Source organism: Thermomicrobium sp. CFH 73360, assembly GCF_023806465.1.
GTDB lineage: Bacteria > Chloroflexota > Chloroflexia > Thermomicrobiales > Thermomicrobiaceae > Thermomicrobium.
This window is the reverse complement of record NZ_JAMSLS010000002.1, coordinates 89,503-112,590: the sequence shown is the minus strand read 5'-3', so window position 1 is coordinate 112,590 and position 23,088 is coordinate 89,503. Positions and strand designations below refer to the sequence as shown.

Annotated in this window: 17 protein-coding genes and 1 other RNA gene; 9 read left to right on the top strand and 9 right to left on the bottom strand. The window is 60.1% G+C overall.

The window, feature by feature from the left end; translation table 11 throughout:
- Window positions 1-169 precede the first annotated feature (169 nt).
- The 4 genes from NET03_RS03880 to NET03_RS03865 all read left to right on the top strand — a co-directional run bounded on the left by NET03_RS03880 (window position 170) and on the right by NET03_RS03865 (window position 4,689).
- Entirely contained in the window at window positions 170-994 is an 825-nt protein-coding gene (locus NET03_RS03880) for an ABC transporter ATP-binding protein (RefSeq protein WP_252127583.1), read from the top strand.
- A 2-nt stretch (window positions 995-996) separates the two neighbouring features.
- Window positions 997-1,827 (top strand): ABC transporter permease, encoded by an 831-nt coding sequence (locus tag NET03_RS03875; protein WP_252127582.1) that lies wholly within the window; start codon window positions 997-999, stop codon window positions 1,825-1,827.
- Window positions 1,828-1,923: 96 nt separating this feature from the next.
- Window positions 1,924-2,943, top strand: a complete 1,020-nt coding sequence (locus tag NET03_RS03870; protein WP_252127581.1) for an amidohydrolase family protein — start codon at window positions 1,924-1,926, stop codon at window positions 2,941-2,943.
- 66 nt (window positions 2,944-3,009) lie between these two features.
- Window positions 3,010-4,689, top strand: coding sequence for a CocE/NonD family hydrolase (locus NET03_RS03865; RefSeq protein ID WP_252127580.1), 1,680 nt, complete (start codon window positions 3,010-3,012; stop codon window positions 4,687-4,689).
- Between the two features lie 274 nt (window positions 4,690-4,963).
- On the opposite strand, the gene NET03_RS03860 is transcribed toward NET03_RS03865, so the two are convergent.
- The 4 genes from NET03_RS03860 to NET03_RS03845 all read right to left on the bottom strand — a co-directional run bounded on the left by NET03_RS03860 (window position 4,964) and on the right by NET03_RS03845 (window position 10,395).
- The gene (locus NET03_RS03860) at window positions 4,964-5,176 is read right to left on the bottom strand and encodes a tautomerase family protein (protein WP_252127579.1); all 213 of its coding nucleotides are present in this window, start codon (window positions 5,174-5,176) and stop codon (window positions 4,964-4,966) included.
- 143 nt (window positions 5,177-5,319) lie between these two features.
- Entirely contained in the window at window positions 5,320-6,315 is a 996-nt protein-coding gene (locus tag NET03_RS03855; RefSeq protein ID WP_252127578.1) for a catechol 2,3-dioxygenase, read from the bottom strand.
- Window positions 6,316-6,619: 304 nt separating this feature from the next.
- The gene (locus NET03_RS03850) at window positions 6,620-8,176 is read right to left on the bottom strand and encodes a 4-hydroxyphenylacetate 3-hydroxylase N-terminal domain-containing protein (protein WP_252127577.1); all 1,557 of its coding nucleotides are present in this window, start codon (window positions 8,174-8,176) and stop codon (window positions 6,620-6,622) included.
- Between the two features lie 305 nt (window positions 8,177-8,481).
- Complete coding sequence (locus tag NET03_RS03845) at window positions 8,482-10,395, bottom strand: FAD-dependent oxidoreductase (RefSeq protein ID WP_252127576.1); 1,914 nt, start codon at window positions 10,393-10,395, stop codon at window positions 8,482-8,484.
- A 991-nt stretch (window positions 10,396-11,386) separates the two neighbouring features.
- On the opposite strand from NET03_RS03845, the gene NET03_RS03840 reads away from it, so the two are divergent.
- Both NET03_RS03840 and ffs read left to right on the top strand, forming a co-directional pair.
- Window positions 11,387-12,583: an ArsR/SmtB family transcription factor gene (locus NET03_RS03840; RefSeq protein ID WP_252127575.1), complete on the top strand. Its 1,197-nt coding sequence runs from the start codon at window positions 11,387-11,389 to the stop codon at window positions 12,581-12,583.
- Between the two features lie 1,022 nt (window positions 12,584-13,605).
- Window positions 13,606-13,869, top strand: an RNA gene (ffs, locus tag NET03_RS03835) — signal recognition particle sRNA large type.
- Window positions 13,870-13,927: 58 nt separating this feature from the next.
- Here ffs and NET03_RS03830 read toward each other — a convergent pair.
- Genes NET03_RS03830 through sdhC form a run of 5 tightly spaced genes read right to left on the bottom strand, consistent with a single transcriptional unit; the run spans window position 13,928 to window position 17,679 of the window.
- A complete protein-coding gene (locus tag NET03_RS03830) occupies window positions 13,928-14,401 on the bottom strand; it encodes a hypothetical protein (RefSeq protein WP_252127574.1) in 474 nt (157 codons plus the stop codon).
- Between the two features lie 12 nt (window positions 14,402-14,413).
- The gene (locus tag NET03_RS03825) at window positions 14,414-15,109 is read right to left on the bottom strand and encodes a succinate dehydrogenase iron-sulfur subunit (protein ID WP_252127573.1); all 696 of its coding nucleotides are present in this window, start codon (window positions 15,107-15,109) and stop codon (window positions 14,414-14,416) included.
- 1 nt (window position 15,110) lies between these two features.
- Window positions 15,111-16,835, bottom strand: coding sequence for a succinate dehydrogenase flavoprotein subunit (sdhA, locus tag NET03_RS03820; protein ID WP_252127572.1), 1,725 nt, complete (start codon window positions 16,833-16,835; stop codon window positions 15,111-15,113).
- Between the two features lie 3 nt (window positions 16,836-16,838).
- Window positions 16,839-17,252 (bottom strand): succinate dehydrogenase hydrophobic membrane anchor subunit, encoded by a 414-nt coding sequence (locus NET03_RS03815; RefSeq protein WP_252127571.1) that lies wholly within the window; start codon window positions 17,250-17,252, stop codon window positions 16,839-16,841.
- A gap of 1 nt (window position 17,253) precedes the next feature.
- A complete protein-coding gene (gene sdhC / locus NET03_RS03810; RefSeq protein WP_252127570.1) occupies window positions 17,254-17,679 on the bottom strand; it encodes a succinate dehydrogenase, cytochrome b556 subunit in 426 nt (141 codons plus the stop codon).
- Between the two features lie 193 nt (window positions 17,680-17,872).
- Here sdhC and NET03_RS03805 point away from each other — a divergent pair, with 193 nt between their 5' ends.
- From NET03_RS03805 to glpX, 3 genes are read left to right on the top strand one after another with little or no spacing between them, the layout of a single operon-like run.
- On the top strand, window positions 17,873-18,997 hold the full coding sequence (locus tag NET03_RS03805; protein WP_252127569.1) for a M20/M25/M40 family metallo-hydrolase: 1,125 nt from the start codon (window positions 17,873-17,875) through the stop codon (window positions 18,995-18,997).
- A gap of 29 nt (window positions 18,998-19,026) precedes the next feature.
- Window positions 19,027-21,978: a helicase C-terminal domain-containing protein gene (locus NET03_RS03800; RefSeq protein ID WP_252127568.1), complete on the top strand. Its 2,952-nt coding sequence runs from the start codon at window positions 19,027-19,029 to the stop codon at window positions 21,976-21,978.
- The gene (glpX, locus tag NET03_RS03795) at window positions 21,959-22,966 is read left to right on the top strand and encodes a class II fructose-bisphosphatase (RefSeq protein WP_252127567.1); all 1,008 of its coding nucleotides are present in this window, start codon (window positions 21,959-21,961) and stop codon (window positions 22,964-22,966) included. The genes NET03_RS03800 and glpX overlap by 20 nt, the downstream gene beginning before the upstream one ends.
- The last annotated feature ends 122 nt before the right edge of the window (window positions 22,967-23,088 follow it).

Below are 23,088 nucleotides of genomic sequence, written 5' to 3'. Positions count from 1 at the left end.
TGTTCGCGGTGGAGCTGATGCGGCGATCCGCGAGGGATCTTCCTTCACGTTCACGTATGAAGAACGTCGTGGTTGAAAATCTTCATCGAAGCCTCTTACGATCGGAACAAGTTCTGAGGTACCGTACGGGTTCCGTTCTTCGCAGCAGCAAAGGTTGTCGGAGGATGGGATGCACGAGGCGTTCAGTGAGCCGAGAACGGCACCAGTAGCCCAGCGAGATGTCGTCGTACGGGTGAGGGATGTCGTCAAGCACTTCATGCACGGGCGACGGCAGCTGTGTGCATTGGATCGGGTGGGCTTCGAGCTCCGTGAGGGGCGTTTCCTCGTGATTGTCGGCCCCAGTGGCTGCGGCAAGACGACGTTGCTGCGGATCCTTGCTGGGCTTGAGCAGCAGGACAGTGGCGAGGTGTGGATGCGGCCAAGCCGTGACGGACATCCACCCTTTGCGATGGTCTTCCAGGAGCAGTCAGTCTTCCCGTGGATGACGGTGCGCGAAAATGTTGCTTATGGCCTGCGGTTGCGCCGTGTCCGTGGCCGTGACATCGAGGAGCGGGCAGCACACTGGATCCGCAAGGTGGGACTTGCGGGATTCGAGCGCGCCTATCCGCACCAACTTTCCGGTGGAATGAAGCAACGAGTCTCGATTGCCAGGGCTTTCGCAGTGGACCCCGATGTTCTCCTGATGGATGAGCCGTTTTCTGCACTCGATGAGCAGATGCGGACGATTCTGCAACAGGAAGTCTCGACCCTCTGTGAGGAACAGCAGAAGACGGTGATTTTTGTGACGCACTCGATCGACGAGGCGATCACGCTTGGAGACGAAGTGCTCGTGATGACGCACCGACCGGGCCAGGTGAAACGGCTGATTCCTATACCGTTCCCGCGGCCTCGTGACGTCGTCGAGGTGCGCGCTGACCCGCGCTATGGCGAGCTCTACGAGGAAATTTGGGGACTGATCGCCGAAGAGGTTCGACGCGGACCACGGGAGGCGTGACGATGGCTGAGCAGGGAGCGACGCTGGAGCGAACGGGGATGCAGCGGCCCCGCTGGCTCCCGCAGGCAGGAGCCAAGACTGAGGCGGCGGTGCAAGTACTGTCGCCGATTGCGCTGCTCTTGATCTGGGAAGTTGCTGCGCGTGCCGGCTGGGTCGACCAGCGATTCTTCCCGGCACCAAGCGCGATTGTGCGGGCGTTCTGGGATGCAATCACTACTGGGGTGCTGCTCCACCACTTGAAGATCACCTTGTGGCGCGTGCTGCTCGGGACGCTCATTGGTGGTGTGCCGGCAGTTCTGATCGGGTTAGCGATGGGGCTATGGCGCTGGCTGCGCCTGACACTTGACCCGATCATCGCGGCTACCTATCCCTTGCCGAAGAGCGCCCTCTTCCCGCTGTTGCTTTTGATCTTCGGACTCGGCGAAGGCTCAAAGGTTTCTATGGTCGCTATTGGAGTCTTCTACCTTGCGGTGACCAACGCGATGGAGGGAGTCCTCGCCATCAACCCGGTGTATTTCGACGTGGCCAAGACGTTCGGAGCGCGACGCTGGGACGTGATCCGCACGGTGGCACTGCCAGGAGCGATGCCGTTGGTACTCGCTGGACTGCGGCTCGGTGTTGGAACTGGACTGATCCTTGGTGTATTGGCGGAAATGCTGGGTGCTCGGGATGGGCTGGGGTACCTCCTGTGGAGCGCCTGGCAGACGTTCTCGGTATCGTCGCTCTGGGCCACGCTGTTTGTGACGGCAATTCTCGGTTTTGTCAGTGTGCAACTTGTTGACTTCCTCCGCCGCGTGCTCGTGCCGTGGCAGCGGACGGCGGGACGTCGGTGATACCCGCGATGATGGCGGGCTCAAAGTTATACGGTTAGACGGTCCACTGAAGCGGTGAACCTACGGCATGGTTGGTCGCAAGGAGACACGCCACGCATGTTCAAGATCGACGTGTTTTGTCACATCTTTCCACCACGCTACTGGCAAGCGATGACGAAGCAAATTGCGGGATCAGCCTATATGCAGAAGCGTGTGCGGGGTATCCAGGCCCTGCACGATCTGGATCATCGGTTTCGACTGATGGAGCCATATGAGGGATACGTGCAAGTGCTCTCGCTCGCTGCTCCACCCCTCGAGGCCTTGGGGGAGCCGACAGTTGCGCGTGAGCTCGCTCGTCTAGCGAACGAGGGGATGGCTGACCTTTGTCAAGCCTATCCCGATCGTTTTGTCGGCTTCGTGGCCTCGCTTCCGATGAACGACCCTGATGCGGCGGTCGAAGAGGCACGCTATGCCATCGACGAACTCGGCGCGACAGGCGTGCAGATCTATACGAACGTGAACGGCGCACCTTTGGATCAGCCGATCTACGAGCCGCTCTTCGCTTTCATGGCTGAGCGGGACTTGCCGATCTGGGTGCATCCCTCCCGTGAACCAGAGGTCGCTGACTACCGCACCGAGGACCGCTCGAAGTACGACATTTGGTGGTGCTTCGGGTGGCCGTACGAGACAAGTGTCTTCATGGCGCGCATGGTCTTCTGGGGACTCTTCGATCGCTATCCGAACATCAAGATTGTCACCCATCACATGGGTGGAATGGTGCCGTACTTCGAGGGTCGTGTCGGCTGGGGACTCGACTCGCTCGGCAAGCGAACAGACGACCCTGAGGATCTCGCAGCGCGGGAGCGACTCCGCGAGCGACCGTATGAGTACTTCCGGCGTTTCTATGCTGATACGGCGCTTTTCGGTGCACTTCCGGCGACCGAGTGCGGGCTCGCGTTCTTCGGGGCCGAGCGTGTCCTCTTCGCCACTGACTTTCCCTTCGATCCGCGTGGGGGTGGCTTGTTCATCGGCGAGACGATCCGTGTTGTCGAGAACATCACGGCGTCGCGCGAGGACAAAGAGCGGATCTTCTTCGGCAATGCACAGCGCCTCCTGCGCCTGCGTCTTCCCAGGTAGCGGCGGGGCGGTCGCATTGGGTGGTTCATCCAAGCCCGTATGCGTTCCCAACGGAAGGGGACAGTAATGGGTCCATACCGTTTCATGGAACCCTTCTACCGTCCGGAAACCGTAGGCATCCACGGCCCTGCACCGAGTCGCACGGTCGAGGGCGATATGCTGATCGAACGAGACGTGGCAATCCCATTGCGGGATGGTACACGCATCTACGCGGATGTTTTCCGGCCGGTTTCGGGTGATCCAGTGCCTGCCCTGTTGGCGTGGGGACCGTACGGGAAACATGAGGGAACACTCCAGTACTTGGTCCGGGCCTTTCCCGCAGCTGGTGTGCGCGAGGAGGACGTCGGACCCTATGCGATGTTCGAGGGACCGGATCCGAACTTCTGGGTACCGCAAGGGTATGCGGTCGTGAACGTGAATCCTCGCGGGGTCTGGTATTCAGAAGGGGTGGCCACGTTCATCTCAGAACAGGAGGCGCAGGACTGTTACGACACAATCGAGTGGATCGCGCGGCGACCGTGGTGCACAGGCCGCGTCGGTATGACGGGTGTCTCGTATCTTGCCAATTTTCAGTGGCGTGTCGCAGCACTGGAACCCCCGCATCTGGCGGCGATCAATCCTTGGGAGGGGTGGTCCGATACGTATCGCGAGTTTGCCTTTCATGGTGGCATTCCAGAGACGTGGTTTTGGCCGTATTGGACATTGCAACGTCTTCCGGTCGGCTCACGCCTGGTGGAGGATCTCTTCACCGAGACGCAGGAGCATCCCCTGTTCGATGCCTTTTGGGCATCCAAAGCGGCCGCACTCGAACACATCCGTATTCCCGCGTACGTTGTTGCCAGCTGGACGGATCATGGACTGCACACGCGTGGAACGCTGGAGGGATTCAAGCGAATTGGTTCTCAACAGAAATGGCTTGAAGTACACGGCGAGAAGAAATGGGCATACTACTATCGCCTGGAAAGTCGCCTGCGCCAGCTTGCCTTCTTCGAGAAATTCTTGAAAGGACGCGCGACCGAAGTGGATGAATGGCCGGCTGTCCGGGTGTTCATCCGGGCAAAAGGAACCGCAGGTGAATGGCGTGCGTTCGAGGCTTGGCCAATTCCCGAGACAAGAGCGTACGTCCTGTTTCTCGACGTCGAACGCGGGCTCCTCACAGAGCGGCAACCAAGTGAAGTCTTGACACGCTGGTATCTCGCGACAAGTGGGGGTGTCGACCGGCGACGGCAGCCGCTTGGGCGCCTTGTTTGCGACTACCGTTTCAGTGAGCCGGTCGAGCTGGTTGGGCCGATGCGACTGCACCTCTGGGTGGCTGCACTCGATAGTGACGATGCCGATCTCTTTGTCGGAATCCAGAAGCTGGACCGCGATGGCCAGCTCGTCACCTTCCCGCACTATGCCCAGTTCGATGATGGCCCTGTGGCGCTCGGCTGGCTACGTGCCTCACACCGCGCGCTCGACCCGGTGCGCTCAACGGAGCTGCAGCCGTTTCACCGACACGAACAGGAAGAGAAGCTGCGGCCTGGTGAGCCAGTCGCGGTCGATATCGAAATCTGGCCCTCGGGAACGCGGTTCGAGGCGGGTGAGACTTTGCGCCTCATTGTTCAAGGACGCGATATCCAGGAGTACCCACCGGGACGGGTTTATGCGCGGCACGAAGCCACGGTTAATCGAGGGCGGCATCTTGTGCTCAGTGGTGGCCCATACGATTCGTCTCTTGTTGTGCCGGTTGTTGAACGGGGTTGAACGTGTTAAAGCAGCCTTGTGGGCGATCTGACCGCCTATCCGATGCTTGGCCTTCGTTGCAGCCGCTGGCGGCGCGTTGCGGGGTAGTCCTGCCGCGGTCCAGAGGCTTGGTCGACGAAGGCGGTCGAAGTCAGATAATGCACTGCGACGCCAAGAGCGGTAGTCGTTCCGATAGGGCTGACCAAGATTCTTCCTGGCACCTGCTCGAGAGTTCAGTAGGGAGAATAAGCGTGAAGAGAGCAGCGACAAAGGTTTGTAGAACTGGGCTCATGGCCTAGCCGGCCGAGTCGGACTGAGGCGCCGGGTCAGGTTCTTCCAGAAGGCCGAGGCTGTCTTCGGGCCGGAGTTCGTAAAACGCCAGGCGCAAGCGGCCTGGTGGCGTACCGAGGACTGTCCGGAAGATTTCGACTGCCTCTCGAGCAAATGCCCGCTTTTGTTCGAGCTTGAGTGGCTCCGCACGCGCGACGATAATCTCCAACATCGGCATCTGACAGACCCTCCAGTGCGTGATGGCGAAGCGCCACCTCACTAGGGTGGCAGATCTCACTGTAGCGCAACTGGGCGCAGAAGGAAAGCCGCCCGCTCACCCGTTTTGGGCGGGTGAGCGGGACAGCGTTCACACTGGAGCACTTAGTCGTCGGCGCGGGCGGGTTCGGCGACCTCGATCGGCGGGGTCCCGTAGAGGAAGAACTCGGCGGGCAAGGGCGAACCGAACCAGATGATGCCCTTGTCGAGCTCTTCCTCGCGCCACGTGATCGGTTGCCAGGCGGGATCGAAGATCAAGTATCCAGCGTCACCGAAGAGTTCGACACGGTTGCCACCCGGTTCAATGACATACATGAAATATGCCTGGGAAATACCATGCTTGCCGGGGCCAGCCTCAATCTTGATCCCAACCTCACTAAAGATGTCAGCGATATCGGAGAGGTGCTGGACATAACCGTACCAGTAGCAGACGTGATGGAGGCGACCCTTGCCACCAGCCTGGTCCATCATAAAGGCGATCTCATGGACCAGCGGACTCACGGAGAGCCACGCGCCTGCCTCACGTCCATTGTTGAGCAAGATGTGCTCGCGGAGACGGAAACCGAGCACATCCATCAGGAACTGCTTATTCTGCGTGACGTCACTGGCCAGGAGATTCACGTGGTCAATACGGCGCACGGGAACGCCGCGCAGTGGCCGACGTTGGGGTCGGTTAACCAGCTTCGTCTTTGCCTCAGCGGGCGTCTTGTAGTACTCGACGTCCCAGAGGAGCTCCATCGGATGGCCGTCAGGCGTGTGGAAACGATAGGCCCGACCGTGGCCACGTTCTCCCTCGATCCATCCATCACCAAGACCTGCTTCCTCGAGTGCCCTCACGCGCCGCTCAAGGGCCTGCGGTGAAGTGGTACGCCAGGCGACATGTCCCAGCCCAGGCTTTTCCCGCTTGGTCACTTTGAGCGTGTGGTGGTACCAGTCTTCGTAGGCTCGGAGATAGACTGAATCACCGTGTCGCTCGGTCTCCTCGAGCCCAATGAGTTCCTTGAAGAACCAGAGTGTGCCGTCCATGTCGGGTGTATAGATCTCGACATGAGCCAGCTGAGCGACGTCGAAGATGGGTTCAGGATAACCGTTCGTGCTCATCGGATTCCCTCCCGTTTTGCCACCGCATCCTCTTCCATGCGAACCGAGGCTCTCGACCATGGGTACCGAGCCCGCTCCCCGTTTTCTCACCTCCCGTGATCAGGCGTGCAGGAGACCCGCCGAGACTGCCCGCCTGATCTGTGTTGTCAGTTGATGTCGTCTTCATGCTGACGACACTCTGATCAGGGCCATCCCGCCCTTAGGGTGCCGATCCCGCTGCTTCGGCATCGAGCCTCCTTCGGAACCAGACCGGACAAGCGGGAGACCCGCGAAGACCGCCTGCCCGATCCGATGTCCCCGTTCATTACCCTTGTTGTTCGGTAAAGCGCTTCAGGACCCAGCTCACGTCATCGTTATTGAAAAGATCTGACACCAGCCAGCCGTCGAGGTCATATTCGGCCATGCACTGCTCCGCGAACCCGCGCATTCGCTCGGCAGTTCCAACGGCTTCGGCCACAATCAGCGTCTCCAGGCGGATGTTCTCGTGGTTACCCGCATAGTTGCGTTCGTAGAGCTCGTGGCGACCAGCGAACTCGCTGATCGTGGAGTCGTAGAGAAGCTTCATGAGCTTGACGCGATCATGGGCGTCCATTCCTGTCCCGCGGACATACTTCTCCAGGTAGGGGCGCTCCGCAGGATTCTTAAAGTCGAGGGCGTGGCTGGGGAGATAGACCAGCCCGCTTGCGATGTTGTCCAAGATGATCTGGCGGACACGAGACCATGCAGTGGGAGCAAGGACGCGGTAGGCCATCCCGTACTCGAGGTTGGGATGGACATAGCCATCGGTCCAAGGAATCGGATTCCGGCACATAGCGTCAGTAATGGCCCAGAAGATGTTACGCCATGCAATGACCTCACCGACCTGAGCTTGCACCCCACGGTATTCCTTGACCCCGGTGGCTGCAATCGCCTTGAGCAAGACACCGGAGATAAAATCGAGCTTGACGGCAAAGCGGGTACAGCCATGCAAGGTGAAGCGTGGGATGAAGCCGGAGGCCGGGAAGAAGTTATTCACCTTGTCAACATCACCGTAGACAAAGACATTCTCCCAGGGGACGAAGACATTGTCAAAGATGAACACTGCATCGTTCTCATCTAGGCGGCTGGAGAGCGGATAGTCCCAAGGGCTCCCCATGACTGCGGCAGTGTACTCATAGCTGGGACGGCTAATTAGCTTCACACCCGGGGCGTCCATCGGGACGGTGAAGATGAGTGCAAACTTCTTGTCTTTGATCGGCAGTGGACCATAGTGAGCGATGAAGTTGTAGTGAGTGAGAACCGATCCGGTCGCCACAACCTTGGCACCAGAGACGTAGATTCCGCCATCAGTCTCTCGCTCAACGTGCATATAGACATCGCCCACTTCGTCAGGTGGCCGGTTGCGATCAACTGGTGGGTTCACAATTGCATGATTCCAATAGAGAACTCGCTCTTGCCCGAGGCGATACCAGCGGCGGGCATTTTCGCTGAACGGTTCATAGAAGGGGGCATTGGCACCCAGAGTACCAAGGAAGCTCGCCTTGTAGTCTGGGCTGCGGCCCAGCCAGCCGTAGGTCATCCGGGCCCACTCGGCGATGGCGTCACGTGCCCTCACGAGATCTTCGGCGGAGCGTGGAGCGCGAAAGAACGCATGAGTAAAGCTGCCGTTGCCGGTATCGGTCTCAACGGTCAGGATGTCCTTTTTCGCCGGATCATGCAGCGCATCGTAGAGCCGGGCAACCATCCGTGCGGCATTACGAAATGCCGGGTGCGTCGTGACATCCTTGACCCGCTCACCGTAGACGTAGACTTCCCGACCATCACGTAGACTCTCTAAATATTCTTCACCAGTGAATGGTTGCGTCGCCACCATCTGTGCCATCGTAAACCTCCGTGGCTCGCTGCCCTTGGTCGAAGCTCGCTTCCTCTGCGGGTCCCAATGAAAGTGTACGAGGTGTCGGATGACTACTTCAACTGATAAGTTCCGCTATGTTGAACGGAAAGGGAACCACGTTACTGAAACCGCCAGTGTCATCTTTCATTGGTGAACATTTCGGCGTGATGCCTCGCCCAAGGTTGCCGCCGGAGGTCGTGGGGGTAACTCGCAGTGGGCGAAGAGACGCTGCACCGTGAGTGAGGTGAGCACCGCGAGGTGTGCGCTCTCGACACGAGTTGGTGGATGACGTATCAGGATCGCGGAGCTATGTTGTCAGGTCTCGAGCTTGAGAGGGACGTTCTCGCTGGGTTTTTGTTCATCCTGTGGGGGTCGAAGAGATTTCGGCGGAGCCGCTCCTGTAGCTTCCGCATGTCGAGACGATCCAGGGATGCTTGTGACTGAAGGACGAGATCGACGGCATGCGCTGCAGCCACGCCCATCGCGATGCACGGCCCCATGACACGGGCACTTGAGAGCGCGACGGGATCGGCGTCGATGCAACGACCGATGGCGAGGACATTGTCGAGTTCTGCCGGCTGGAGTGCCCGAAAGGGGATCGTGTACGAGTGGCCGTCGGAAAATGGTTTCCAGAGATAATCCGCGGCCGTATCGTGGAGTTCGATTGGCCAGGCGACATGAGCGATGGCAACAGGAAAGCGCTTACCGTGCCGGATATCTTCGGCGGTGAGTGAATACCGACCGACAATCGTGCGTGTCTGGCGGATGCCGGGGTGACCGAGTCGACGCAGGCGCGCCTCTCCAAAGACGTCGGGATACTCGGACTGTAAGAGTCGAGCAGCCTGCTCAGCTTCTTGACGAGCAGGCCAGACGGCGCGCCAGAACGCGATGAGGTCCAGTGGGGTCGGGTGATGCGTGGCATTGAGTACCGCAAGCTGTCGCTGTGGGAGGAGAAAGACTCGGGAATCGCGCCGTGTCAGCCCGTATCGGTCTGCCTGAGTCCGGAGAAGGTCTTCGGCTCGTCGCGCGATGGCGGTGATGTCATCGTTGGGGAAGAGACGAACTCCCTGCAGCACAGCGATTTGCGTGCCATAGATCGGACGTTGCGCGACCCGGCAGGCTGCACCAGCGAGCCACGTGAGGGCGGCATCTCCACTCGCGTCGACGAAGTACGGTGCCTCCACTCGGAGCGTCCCGAAACGCGTGGCGAGGGAGACCGTCGTGAGGCGATCTCCCTCGCGGCTTGCGTGGAATGCTGTAGCCCCAAGGATTGTTGTCAGCCCGGAGTCCTGGAGGAGGTGCTCAAGGATTCGTTCCAGTTCTCCCTCGTCATAGACAACGATCACGGTCCGTGCTCGGCGAGAGTACATCTGCCACGCGGCAGTGCGCTCTTGGAGTCGCGCGAGGATTTCTTCGGCGAACAGTGGAGAGAGGATCACCGTGCCTCCTGGAGGCGCAGCACTGTAGAGTCCTGCGATTATCCCAATTGGGATGCCGCCGGCTTGTTCGCCCACCCACGGGCCGCTGTCGATCAGGATGACCTGTCGACCCAGACGAGCCGCGGTGACGGCACATGGCCAACGATGCAGAGATCGGCTCGGAGCATCTCCTGCTCCGCTCCGCGTCGACGAACGATGTGTGTTGCAATCACCGGCGGTATCCTCCTCGCGCGTTCCAGCCTGTGGGTCTCCTGTCTGCTTTGCTGCCTTCTCGAGATAGCTGAAATCGACAAGTTCGCTCGAAGGGACTGTCCCCTGCGTTTGCCCAAGTTCGTTCCAGAGCGCTTGATACTCGTCCAGGAACTTGGGATCGAAACGACCATCACGGGAAATCGGGGGCCAAGTCATCCGGGCATACAGCGGATCGTCCCTGAGGGGGGTGTACTCTTTGAGCACTGCGGCAATCTCTTGCCGCTTGGCGGGATCATCGATGCGCTCGGAGTAGCAGGCGACACCGCGGAGATAAGCGGTAAGGAAGGCCACTGCGAGCGGTCGATCGTTGAGTCGACGGGGGCCGAATGTCAACACATTGAGTGGCAGACCGATGCCGGCTGCGTTCACGATCGCCTCACCCGTGACCAGCGGTACTGCCGCGCCGAGTTGCTCGAGTGCGATCGTCACATAAGGCTCGATGAGAAATCCAGCGGCGACCGCCCCGTTTTGCAGGGCGGTGGGAACATCTGGTGCACGGAGCGTTTGCACTTGCACGTGGTAAGTCCTTGGGAAACAAGAACTTTCTTTGTCTCCAGCACGTCACCACCAGAACTGGTCACAAGCGCAATCGTCTTTCCGCGCAGGTCGGGCACCGTACGGATCTCATCAGCAACGACCTTGGACACACCGATGACGTGATAATTCCCGAAGTTCTTGGTGATTGCGGTCTCTGCGACAACGATCTTGAGCGGGATCCCTTGTTTGAGCCCGTTGGCGAGAGCTGCGCTGATGCCGCCACCAACCAGGTCGAGTTGACCAGCACCGAGAAGTGACAGTGCTTGCCCCGGATCGAGGTTGCAGTGATGAGTTCAACCGTGATCCCAGCATCGCGGAGCATCCCGTGATGCAATGCAATGAGAAAGGCGGCGTCGCTGGCGGTAAGCGCGATCTGCGCCTTGACCATGCTCGTGGTGGTAGGGGTCGGAATGGGCGTCGGGGTGCTGGCCGGAGTCGGTGTGAGCGGGGTGGTCGGTGATGGTGATGTTGTCAGAGCTGGTGTCGGGGTAGGTGGAGCAGCTGTCTGGGGTGGTGTGGTGTGGGCGCCACCTCAACTTGCCAGCAGTATGCTGGTTGGAAGGGCGAACGTGGTAGCTAGAAGACGAAACCAGTGGCGTCGCGTGCGTACCTCCTCCCCACTCCGAGAATAGTCGTCTAACCCGTCGGTCCAGTGTCCCTGCGGACCGGCGCCGGAGAGTGTAGGAGGGAAGTCATGAGAGGTGCAAGAAGGCTTGCGGAGTAGAACAGGCCGTCCTACCCTGTCGGTCTTGGGCGGGACAGCTTCTACGCTATCACCAATGCTAGACAACAAAGCGGCGAATGCCGAAACGTGTTCGTAGGGAGTCGGATGTTGCTGCACCTGATCGACGCGACGCGGGCAGAGAGATGACGACGGAAGAGTTCAGGTACGAAACAACGGCGGGTTGACAGAGGGGCGATTCCATGGTATTGTGATATCGCGATATCGAGGAGGCCGGGCCAGCAAGGTATGGGTGAGCTGCTGGTAGGCCGGCCGGCGCTCAAACTCGAAATTGCGATTTCGGTCCCGCTCGATTTGACCTCTGTGATCTCACTGGTCTTTCGGGCGACGGACACGCGCCGATTCGAGCGTTGGCTGGTCGATGCGCGAAAAGCGCTCGGAGCCGAATGGGAACACGATCTCGACACGCTGCTCGGTTTTTCGGGCCGGCTTCTGTACTACGTTGAAGAGTTGCTGATGTCGTTTGATCCGTTTCGGCCCGAACACCGTGAGGCAGGGTTCGAGGAATACGTGGCTCACCTCAAGCGCCTCCCGGCCTGGGCCTACCGGAGCATGGCAATTCAAGCCATGTTGCGGGTCTACCTCGATCGCGGGGTACTCGAGGTGCCCCCCGAGTCGGATGATCCCGCTGTGTGGCGGGCGTTCTTTGAGCCCGGTATCACGCGGGCGGATGTCGACGAAGTGGTCCGGCTCGTGCTTGCACCTGAACAGCTCAAGGAGCGGACCGTTCGCTTGCTGGAGCGGTTCTGGCGGGAGCTCTACGCGGCGGAATTCGAGCGTGCCTTGCCCGTCATGCGCCGGGCAGTACGGCAAGCGCGGGCGACCACCTTCTCAAGTGTGGCGAACGCCTTTGAGGAACTGAGTGGCCATCGCTTGCCGGACGAAGTGCAGCTGGCGCTCCCGCGCGTTGAGCGGGTCACGTTCAGTCCGTCCTATTACTTGGGAAACTTTGTGCAATTCATCCTTTACCCGCCAGAACTGATCCTGTACTTCAACTGCCAGCGCACCAGTGCGGCGACGCAGCCAGCGGAAGGCTCGGTGATCTCACCGGATCTTCTGCCCGGTCTCCGGGCACTCGGTGATGGAACGCGCCTGCGAATCATTGAACTTCTACGGAACGGCGAACGGTACGCTCAAGAGATCGTTGGCATGTTGGGCATCAGCCAGTCAGCCGTCTCACGCCACCTGGCGATGCTCGAGGCCGCGGGAATTGTCACCGTGCGGCCTGCCAACGGGATGAAATACTACGCGATCAACTCCCAGCGTCTTCGGCAGATCGCTGAGGAGCTGGAGCGGATCGGTTCGGTCGACGTTCGTGCGACCGAGCGAGACAATTCAAACGGTTCGCGTGCGGTGATAATACCGCACGCCGCGGGTCGGTCGCTGCTGGCCGAGGACAAGCCACCTCACCCCGCCGTCGGGTGAGGCCAGGCACCTCCTCTAACTGCCCTCTTCCGCGATCCCGCACCGGGATCGCGTCCCTCAGAACGACCCGCACCCAGTTCGGTCGGTCTCGGCCCCGGTCGAACTGTGATCGCCCTCCTTCGGCGATCGGCTCGCGCGACGACGGGGACTCTAGTCCCCTTCGTCTTTTCTGTGGGGGCAGTGGGATCTACCACTGCCCCCTGCGTTTTTAGCGTCCTCCTGCCACATTCCGGTCCGTTGGCGGTCTGTGTGGATCGCTTTCGCTCGAGCTGAGAATCACGTGGAGCTTCTCCGGATTTTCTGGAGCAGATCCCCTATGGCGTAGGTGGCCACGAGTCATCCGCTGACCAGTACAGCGTTTGACCTCAACCGGCTCCCGGGTGAAACGGCTCTGACAACAACAGCACACTGGGCAGGCAAGGCGCAGTCTCACTGGCCCCGTCTATCGGTTGGTCGATGCGAGGGAGGAGCTCCGCCTGTGCGCATCAGAGCTGTGTGTCGACATGAAGCCGATATCCGCAACTCTCCCGGTAGACCGGCTGATCTCCTCAGGAGAAGGCGAAAGGTCTGGGACCTTCCATACAAATGGGGAGTTCTGACGCCCTCCGCTTGCGGGCCGGCAGAGAACGGGGCCGTCGTATGACGGCCCCGGGTACAGGGAGGGAGGGAGAAGTGGTCGAACGGAGCGAAATAACAACGGATGCGCCGGTCGTCTGTGGTCGTTCGGACGCTGTACGTACGGATTTCCATGGGAATGATAACTCGAAGATTCATCGCTGTCAATCCCGATACCCGGAACTGAGTCAATTGAGCCCGGCGGTTTGAGGCGACGAAAGCGGGCGGGGGCTAGCCCAAAGAGTGACTCCGAGCTTTCAGCAAGCAGCTTGTTGCGGATTGGCTGGATGTGTTTTCAAGAGTTGGGCGCTCTGGGGGAGTACGCGTGAATCGCATTGCTCCCCGAGGAGGCAGGGGGTATGCGTGCATTGCCTGTACGAGAGGGGGAACGCTATACTGAATGCGGACCGTGCTAGGCGGGGAGCTAGCGGTGCCCTGGACCCGCAATCCGCTCTAGCGGGGCTGAATTCCCTCCCGAGGTCCGGTCCTGTGGGACTGCCTGGGCCACGTGGCGTGGATGGTTGGGTCCCACGCGGCGAGGAGCCGTGAACCTGGTCAGGGCCGGAAGGCAGCAGCCATAAGCGGTTTCCCTCGGGCGACGTGGGAGTGCCTGGCCGGAGTCGGCGAGCCCAGTGCAAGCTGGAGGAGCGCGATCGACGGAGGGTGCACGGTCCGATTCATCGGGCCGTCGCGGGATCCCTTCGCGACGGCCCGCCTGTTTTGCTCAATTCAGCGTGACTTGCGAGTTGCGGACTTGGCCGTTGAAACTCGCCGTCGCGGTGTGTGTTTGGGGATCGTCGCGTATTGCTTCCGGCGGAGTTCTTGAGCGCGTTGCCGAGCGAGAGGCGGATACACGCGAACCAGGACGTGCCCGGCATAAGCTGCCCACACAACAGCGAGCAGCGTACTCAGATAGAGCCAGATACGCATAGAGAGGTTGAAAGCGCTTATGCGCCCGAGCCGGAAGAGGAAGAAGAAAAGGCCAATCCCAAACACGACAAGTCCCCAGCCAGCGATTCGCTGCAGGAACTGGGCGAGCAGCGGATCGCGTTTGCGGATCAGCCGCCGCGGATCGTTGTAGAGCCACAAGCAAACAAGGAAACCGAGGCTAAAGAGAGCGACGTACGCGATAGAAAGTGGTCCCCATGTTGGCGTTTGCCACAGTGGTGCCGTGAGGTACTCCCAGTCAAACGGGTTTTGCATGCGGAACCCCCGTTAGCTCTGTTCGAAGAGGATGCGTCGCTTGACTTGCTCAATTGCGTTGGTGACTTGGATGCCTCGTGGGCATGCCTCGGTGCAGTTGAAGATCGTCCTGCACCGCCACACGCCGAACTTTTGGTTAAGAATGGCGAGGCGCTCCTCTGCTGCCCGGTCACGGGAATCGAAGAGGAACCGGTGTGCATTGACAATGGCGGCTGGCCCAAGCCACTCGGTCGTCCAGAAAATAGGACAGGCGGCGGTGCAACAGGCACAAAGAATACACTTCGTCGTGTCGTCGTAGATTGCCCGCTCTTCCGGAGACTGCAGGCGCTCACGAACCGGTGGTGGTTCATCATTGATAAGATACGGCATGACACCGCGATACTGTGCAAAAAATGGCTCCATGTCGACGACGAGATCACGGATGATTCGGAAGCCCAAGAGGGGCTCGATAGTGATCTTTGGGCCGAGATCCTTAATGAGCACCTTACAGGCGAGCCGGTTCCGACCATTAATACGCATCGCATCGGAACCGCAGACGCCGTGCGCGCAACTCCGACGAAAAGTGAGCGTTCCGTCTTGGTACCACTTGATGTAATTGAGCGCATCGAGGACGCGATCGGTCGGCTCGACCTCGACGGTGTACTCACGATAGTACGGCTTCGAGTCGGTCTCGGGATTGAACCGCTGGATACGCAATGTCACCTGCATGTCAGTACACCCGCTCCTTCGGCTCGAACCGGGTGATTACAACCGGCTTATAGGAGAGCTGCAGCCCTCCCGACGTCCGTGCAATCAGCGTGTGCTTGAGCCAGTTCGCGTCGTCGCGTGCTGGGAAGTCCTCGCGGTAGTGCGCGCCGCGGCTCTCCTCGCGCGCGAGTGCGGAGGCCGCGATCGCTTCGGCACAGTCGAGGAGGAAACCGAGTTCGATGGCCTCGACCAACTCCATGTTGAAGGTGCGACACTTGTCGTCGATGCGGATCTGACTGTATCGCGTTCGCAGCTCGCCAAGCTTCTGCTGGAGGCGCTTGAGCCCGTCACCGGTACGGAAGACGCCGGCATCGGTCATCATTGCCTCCTGCAGTTCCGCTCGAAGCGTTGCCACGCGCTCGGTTCCCTCGTTCTCAAGAATCCATTCCACCTCCGCCCGGGCGCGGTAGTCAGGTTCCTTAGACAGCGGATGGAAGTCGTTCTCCTGCACGAAGGTGAGCATATGTCGGCCGGCACGGCGGCCAAACACAACGAGGTCAACAAGCGAGTTCGTGCCAAGGCGGTTTGCGCCATGGACGCTCACGCAGGCACACTCGCCTGCGGCATAGAGTCCTGGAATCGGGGTGTTCTGCTCGTCGATGGTCACACGACCATCGACGTCGGTAGGAATGCCGCCCATGGCATAGTGGGCGGTCGGCTGAATAGGGATCAGATCTTTGACCGGGTCGAGTCCGAGATACGTCCGGACGAAGTCAGTGATATCTGGAAGCTTGGTCTCAATCACTTCGGGTGGGAGATGTGTTAGATCGAGCCAAACATAGTCTTTGCCATCGACCCCGCGCCCAGCGCGGATCTCCTGATAAATGGCTCGCGAGACCATGTCTCGCGGGGCAAGATCGAGGAGTGTCGGCGCGTAGCGTTCCATGAAGCGCTCGCCAAGCCCGTTCCGCAGGATTCCCCCTTCGCCGCGGCAGGCTTCGGAGAGGAGGATGCCCATCTTGTAGATCCCGGTGGGATGGAACTGGTAGAACTCCATGTCCTCAAGCGGGATACCGCGCCGGAACGCGATAGCGACTCCATCGCCTGTGGCCGCGAGCGCGTTACTCGTGACCTTATAGACACGTCCAAACCCACCCGTGGCCAAGAGGACAGCTTTCGCGTGAAAGATATGTAACTCACCTGTTTCAATGTCCATGGCAACGACGCCGGTACAGACGCCGTCGGTCAGCAAGAGATCGAGCATCATGAACTCGTCGAAAAAGGTAACCTGCTTCTTGAGAGCAGTCTGGTACAGCGTCTGCAGAATCATGTGTCCGGTTCGATCGGCAGCGTAACAGGCGCGCCGAACCGGTCCTTCGCCGAAATTGCGGGTATGCCCACCGAAACGGCGTTGGTCAATTCGGCCGTCCGGGGTCCGGTTGAAGGGGAAACCCCAGTGCTCGAGCTCGATGATGGCGTCGATCGCCTCACGAGCAAGCACCTCCGCCGCATCCTGGTCGACGAGATAATCGCCGCCCTTCACGGTATCGAACATGTGCCAGATCCAGTGATCCTCTTCGACATTCCCAAGAGCGGCGGCGATCCCCCCTTGCGCGGCCCCGGTGTGTGAGCGGACAGGATACAACTTGCTGATGACCGCAACGTTACACTGTCCGGCTAGCTGGGCTGCGGCCATCAAGCCTGCGCCACCGGCACCGACGATGACGGCATCGAAGCGGTGGTACATCGTTCAACCCCCTGCCTGTGCGAGTGTCTCGAAGCGACTGGGATCGAAGGTCAGAACGGCAATCGAGCCGATGATGAGGAAGACGATTGCCAGTGTCCAAAGGATCGAGTGCGCCAGCACACGCCACCCCTGGGGCCGAATGTAGTCGTCGACTGCCAAGCGTGCTCCATTGAGCCCATGCAGGAGTGCAAGGAAGAGCATCAGCCAGTCATAGGCGCGCCAGAATGGTGAATTCCAGCGGTCGGCCACAAATTGCCAATCGATCTCATCAACAGTATTGATGACGTGCATAATGACAACGTGGCCAATGGCGAGGAAAATGAGGAGTAGACCACTCACGCGGAAGAAGTACCAAGAGTACAGCTCAAATCCACCCGATGGTCGTTCGCGACCAATGTGGGGTCGTACGGCTGCCATCTTAGGCACCTCCCGCTTGAAGCATTGCGCGAATCATCAAGAAAGCCGTTGGAAGAAATCCAGCAAGGAACACTGCAATCACGCCATAGAAGAGCTGCCGCTCATAGCGATAGGCTGCTGGCCAGAAATCGATCAAGATGATGCGTACTCCATTGGCCGCATGATAGTACAGTCCGGCAACGAGAATGATCTCGCCAATGCGGAACACAGGGTGGCGATATAAAAAGAGGAGTTCGTTAAACGTGTCCGGACCGTAGTTGACAAGGAAGATATCGACGATATGCAGCAGCAAGAACAGCAGCACACCAAGACCAGTAATCCGATGCAATGCCCACGAGATCATTCCAGGTGGGGGACGATATCCGCGATAAGCAGTGATCCCGCGAGTCGTTGCCCGGTGAACGTCGCGCATCGTCTCGGTCGTCACCCGTTTGCCTCCTCACCTGCAACGCGGGTACCACGGGGCGAGGACGTAAGCGCGGATACCACCCGAAAGTGTACGCTGGAAGACGGATCTCTCACAAGATGAGGGCTTCGTCCTTCTGGAACGGAGGGGACGAAACGCGTCTCGCTTGGTACACTGCCGCTAATGGATGCCCGTGTGAACCTGGACGGGGAGTATGGAAACACGCCGCGACGCGCGAGCGCTGGTGAGAAGCGCAGTAGACCGCACAATTCACCTTGCCTGCCAGATTGCCACAGTGCCGGCGCCAACTTTCGAGGAGTGGGACCGAGCGCGCTTCGTGGCCGAACTCTTCGAGCAACGGGGTGCCCAGCCAGAGTTGGATGCGGTTGGGAACGTGATTGTGCGTCGCCAGGGAGAGGGGCGTGGGCGCAGTCTGCTCCTCGCAGCACACTTGGATACCGTCTTCCCGCGTGAGACACCACTCACAATTGAGCGTGGAGATACCTGGGTCCGCGGGCCAGGCATCGGCGATAACGCCCTGGGGGTGGCAGCACTCGTCATTCTTTGGGAGCTCCTGGATGCACTGGCGGTGCGGACGTCCGGGGATCTGCTCTTGGCGGCCGATGTGGGTGAGGAAGGCCTCGGGAACCTCAGAGGCATGCGTGCGCTGATCGAGCGGTTCGGACCGGAACTTGGTGCGGTGGTCGCGGTTGAAGGGCACAATCTCGGACGAGTCACCAACGTGGCAGTAGGATCGGTCCGATTGCGTATCATCGTTCGCGGGCCAGGCGGGCACAGTTGGGGGAACTTTGGTACTCCAAGCGCAATCCACGAGCTCGTGCGAATTCTCTGCGCCTTGACAGAGATGCCGGTGCCGCGTTCGCCCAAGACAACGTACAATGTTGGTACGATCGAGGGAGGAGTCTCCGTCAACACCATCGCACCGCTAGCGCAGGCAGTCGTCGATCTCCGCTCGATCGATGGACGGGAACTTGAGAGACTCCGTCGGACGGTTGAAGAGATCTGCGAACGTCACCGTTCTTCCAGCATCACGGTGGAACTCGAGCTCTTGGGTGAGCGGCCGTCGGGCGAGACGCCGGTCGATGTCCCGCTGGTGCGTGAGACGATGAAAATCCTTCGTGAGTTGGGGATCGAGCCAGTTCTCGACGCATCAAGTACCGACGCGAATGCGGCGATCGCCGTCGGCATTCCGGCGGTGTGTCTCGGGCTGACGCGCGGGCGAGGAAGCCACACTGTTGAGGAAACGATTGACGTCGCTCCGCTTGAGCTCGGCCTCATGCAATTGGTTTGGCTCGTCGAACGTTTCCCTGTTTCCTGAACGGAATCGAGCGAGAGGTGTCGAAAGACATGGCGCGGATCTACGTCGCGCTCGACATCGAGGCGACGGGGATGGATCCGGAGCGAGACGAGATCATCGAGGTGGCGGCGATCAAGTTCCGCGACGAGCAGGTGCTCGAGCGGTTCGAAACGCTCGTCCAGCCGCGGCGTCCGGTTCCGCTTTCGGTCTCCAGCCTCACCGGATTAACGATGCGTGATCTGCGACGAGCACCCATCTTTACGCACGTTGCGCCGCGCCTGCGCCAGTTCGTGCGGAATTATCCGATCGTCGGACAGTCACCGGAATATGATCTCCAGATGCTTGCTGCCCACGGCTTGGAGCTCCGGAATCCGGTCTACGATACGTTCCGCTTGGCGACCATCCTATTACCGGATCTACCTGCCTATTCGCTCGCGAGTATCGCCGCACGCCTCGGCATTTCGGTCGCACAGCAACATCGGGCGATGGCTGATGTCGAGACGACGATGGCGGTTTTTCTGGGTCTGTGTGATCTGCTCCGGGAGTACGATCTTGAGACACTGCGCCGGCTTGCCGATTACACAACCCAAGCTGGCTTGCCCGAATCGGATGTCTTTGAGGCGGTGTATCGCGAACTGGCAGAGCAGGGAATCGGTCAGCTTGGTGGAGTGTTGGCTGAGCGGCTGCGCACGGCAGTACCTGGCGTACATCATGCGGCCGAACTCGTGTTTCTGTTGCCGCGTGAGCGTCCGTCGCGTTTGGAGCCCACAGGGCGAATACCTCAGCTGGATACGGAGTGGATTGGTCACCTTTACGGTCAGGCAGGGATATTCGCCCAGACTCTGCCCGGGTACGAGCACCGTCCGGGGCAAATCCTGATGGCGCAGGCGGTTGCTCGGACATTGAACGAAGGCGGCCAGCTCCTGGTGGAGGCAGGTACGGGTACTGGCAAGTCGCTGGCGTATCTTCTGCCCGCAGTGTTCCACGCGGTGGAACGGGGTGAGACCGTCGTCGTTTCGACCGACACCCTGGCACTCCAGGATCAGCTCTTCGCGAAGGACTTGCCGCTCCTCCGACGTGCGCTCGAGACGGCAGCCGAAGAGGATCCGCGATTGGCGCGGGCTGCGCAGTTCCGAGCGACTGTTCTCAAGGGGCGTTCGAACTACTTGTGTCTGCGTCGTTGGTTTCTGCGACAGCGCGAGCCGTTTCAGAGCCGTGCGGAGGCGCTTCTGGCTGCCAAAATTACTGCCTGGTTGCCGCAGACTGAGACCGGTGACCGTGCCGAGCTCCATCTCACGAGCGAGGAGCAGGCAGCGTGGGCCCAAGTCGCCGAGTCGGAAGGGGCATGCCTACCCCATCGTTGTTTGTTCAATCGCCGGAATCAATGTTTCCTGTATCGGGCACGAGCCACGGCGGAGAGTGCGCACATCGTGATTGTCAACCATGCGCTCTTGCTCTCGGATCTCCTTGCTGAAAGTCGCGTTCTCCCTCCCTACCATCACCTCATCATCGACGAGGCGCATCACTTGGTTGACGAGGCGACCCAGCAGTTTGGCTTTCAAGTGGCACAGGAGGATGTGCGCGAACTGGTGCGGCGCGTGCTCGGGTTAGACCATCTCGGGCGATTTACTGGCGTACTGGGCGAGTTGTGGTCGGCCCTTGCAGCGCTCCCCGATGCAACCGCGCGCGGCTTCGCTCGCGAATTGGGTGAGAAACTGACGGAGTGGTGGCCGCGTGTGGAGGCACTTCACCACCAGGCGGAAGGCTTGTTCTTACTGCTTGGGAATATCGTGCAGCATCACCCGGCGGAGAATGGGAGCTATGACCGGCAAGTCCGGATCACACAAAGTGTACGGCATGAGGCAACGTGGAGCGCGGTCGAGGAGGTCGGGCAGACGCTAACAACGCATCTTCGCTCGGTGTGTTCGGCGCTGCACTGGGCCGGTGTACGGGTGGACGAGCTTCCCGAGACCGTACGGGACGAGGTAAGCGAATTGGTGACGGAGCTCGATGTGCTGGAGCGACGAGCACGGGAACTGCATGATCGGCTCCAGGAGGTGCTGTTTGCTCCGCGAGCGGAACGTGTTTACTGGCTGACGTGGCGAGCGCAACCACCGCATCTCAGTCTGAACATGGCGCCACTCCAGGTCGCTTCGCTCCTCAACGAGCTGTTGTTCTCTCGTCTGGAGACGTGTGTTCTCACCTCGGCGACGTTGACCGTGGATCGCTCATTTGCGTATATCCGTGAGCAACTGGGACTTACTGATGCGGACGAGCTCGTTGTCGATTCGCCATTTGACTATGCGAGTTCAACATTGCTGTGCTTGGCGGAGGATATTGCTGAGCCGGGGGAACCAGGGTATCAGCGGCAGGTGAACGAGACCCTGCTCGGACTCCTGCGGGCGACACGTGGGCGTGCGTTGGTGCTCTTCACCTCACACAGCGCACTCCAAGCGGCCTATCGGGCGATCAAGCGGCCGCTTGAACAGGAGGGGATCCTGGTGCTGGGTCAGCGGATCGATGGGAGCCCACGGCAGCTAGTTGAACGGCTCAAAGCCCGACCCGAGACAGTGGTCCTGGGGACGAATGCGGTGTGGGAGGGAGTAGACGTTCCCGGCGAAGCTCTGAGTGTCCTTGTGATTGCCAAGCTGCCGTTTGCGGTGCCCAGTGATCCAGTCTTTGCGGCGCGCTGTGAAGCGTACGCCGATCCGTTCCACGAGTACGCCGTGCCGCAAGCCGTGTTGCGCTTTAAGCAGGGATTCGGCCGCCTGATCCGCAGCACTCGGGATTATGGTGTCTGTGTCGTACTGGATCGACGGATGGTGACACGTCGCTACGGGCAGTCGTTTGTCCAATCGCTGCCACCGTGCACGATTCGACGGACGACGACAGCACAGATTCCGCGACTCGCGCAAGAGTGGTTAGTTCGGCAACAGGACCGACTTGCGGCGAGTACGGCCGGTGGGAAAGGGGGTCAAAGCAATGGATCAGCTGGATCGTAACCTGGCAATGGAACTTGTCCGCACCACGGAAGCAGCAGCGCTGGCGGCAGCCCAATGGGTCGGACGTGGGGACAAGAACGCGGCGGATGCTGCTGCCGTGCGCGCCATGCGGCGCATGCTCTCGACCGTGCACATGAAGGGGGTGGTTGTCATTGGAGAAGGGGAAAAGGACCAAGCTCCGATGCTGTACATCGGTGAGGAAGTTGGAACTGGCGAGCCGCCCGAGGGAGATCTTGCCGTCGATCCGATCGATGGGACACGGTTGTGTGCCAACGGGATGCCAGGCGCGGTCTCGGTGGTCGCGTTGGCAGAGCGTGGTTCGATGTACTACCCGCCAGGAATCGTCTACATGAACAAGATCGCGGTCGGGCCGGAGGCCGCCCATGCGATTGACATCCGTCTCTCGCCAACGGAGAACTTGCACCGGATCGCCGAGGCGAAGCGGATGAGTGTTCGGCTTCTCACGGTTGTTGTGTTGGATCGTCCGCGCCATCAGGCTTTGATTGAAGAGATTCGCCGTGCTGGAGCGCGTATCCGCCTGATCACCGATGGTGACGTCGCTGGAGCGGTCATGACCGCATTTCCGGAGTCCGGTGTCGATGTCTTAATGGGGATTGGGGGATCACCAGAAGCGGTGGTTGCGGCGGCAGCCTTGAAGTGCGTGGGCGGCGCAATCCAGTGTACGCTCTACCCGCGTGACGAAGAGGAGCGCCAGCGAGCCCTTGAGCAGGGGTTGGAGCTCGACTGGGTATTTACTACCGATGATCTGGTACGCTCCGACAACGTCTTCTTCGCTATGACGGGAATCACGACGGGAGACCTTGTGGATGGCGTGCGCTTCACACGGCACGGTGCGCGCACACACTCGATTGTGATGCGATCGCGGACAGGGACGATTCGGCGCATTGAGGCAGAGCATCGGCTGACGAAGGTGCAGGAGTACCAGGTAGTAGCGTTTGACGGGGATGCTCGGGCTGTGGTAGAGTAAGGTGGCGCGGGTGCCCCGCGTCACGTACCTCTCCATGGTACCCCGGTCTCGGTTGGTTCGGTCGTCCGCTCTTGGAGACCGGAGATTCTCACACGAAACACCGTAGGACGTAAGAGGTTCTC

Coding starts and splice junctions, on each gene's coding strand:
- NET03_RS03880 (WP_252127583.1), top strand. CDS start 170: ATGCACGAGGCGTTCAGTGAGCCGAGAACGGCACCAGTAGCCCAGCGA.
- NET03_RS03875 (WP_252127582.1), top strand. CDS start 997: ATGGCTGAGCAGGGAGCGACGCTGGAGCGAACGGGGATGCAGCGGCCC.
- NET03_RS03870 (WP_252127581.1), top strand. CDS start 1,924: ATGTTCAAGATCGACGTGTTTTGTCACATCTTTCCACCACGCTACTGG.
- NET03_RS03865 (WP_252127580.1), top strand. CDS start 3,010: ATGGGTCCATACCGTTTCATGGAACCCTTCTACCGTCCGGAAACCGTA.
- NET03_RS03860 (WP_252127579.1), bottom strand. CDS start 5,176: ATGCCGATGTTGGAGATTATCGTCGCGCGTGCGGAGCCACTCAAGCTC.
- NET03_RS03855 (WP_252127578.1), bottom strand. CDS start 6,315: ATGAGCACGAACGGTTATCCTGAACCCATCTTCGACGTCGCTCAGCTG.
- NET03_RS03850 (WP_252127577.1), bottom strand. CDS start 8,176: ATGGCACAGATGGTGGCGACGCAACCATTCACTGGTGAAGAATATTTA.
- NET03_RS03840 (WP_252127575.1), top strand. CDS start 11,387: ATGGGTGAGCTGCTGGTAGGCCGGCCGGCGCTCAAACTCGAAATTGCG.
- NET03_RS03830 (WP_252127574.1), bottom strand. CDS start 14,401: ATGCAAAACCCGTTTGACTGGGAGTACCTCACGGCACCACTGTGGCAA.
- NET03_RS03825 (WP_252127573.1), bottom strand. CDS start 15,109: ATGCAGGTGACATTGCGTATCCAGCGGTTCAATCCCGAGACCGACTCG.
- sdhA (WP_252127572.1), bottom strand. CDS start 16,835: ATGTACCACCGCTTCGATGCCGTCATCGTCGGTGCCGGTGGCGCAGGC.
- NET03_RS03815 (WP_252127571.1), bottom strand. CDS start 17,252: ATGGCAGCCGTACGACCCCACATTGGTCGCGAACGACCATCGGGTGGA.
- NET03_RS03805 (WP_252127569.1), top strand. CDS start 17,873: ATGGAAACACGCCGCGACGCGCGAGCGCTGGTGAGAAGCGCAGTAGAC.
- NET03_RS03800 (WP_252127568.1), top strand. CDS start 19,027: ATGGCGCGGATCTACGTCGCGCTCGACATCGAGGCGACGGGGATGGAT.
- glpX (WP_252127567.1), top strand. CDS start 21,959: ATGGATCAGCTGGATCGTAACCTGGCAATGGAACTTGTCCGCACCACG.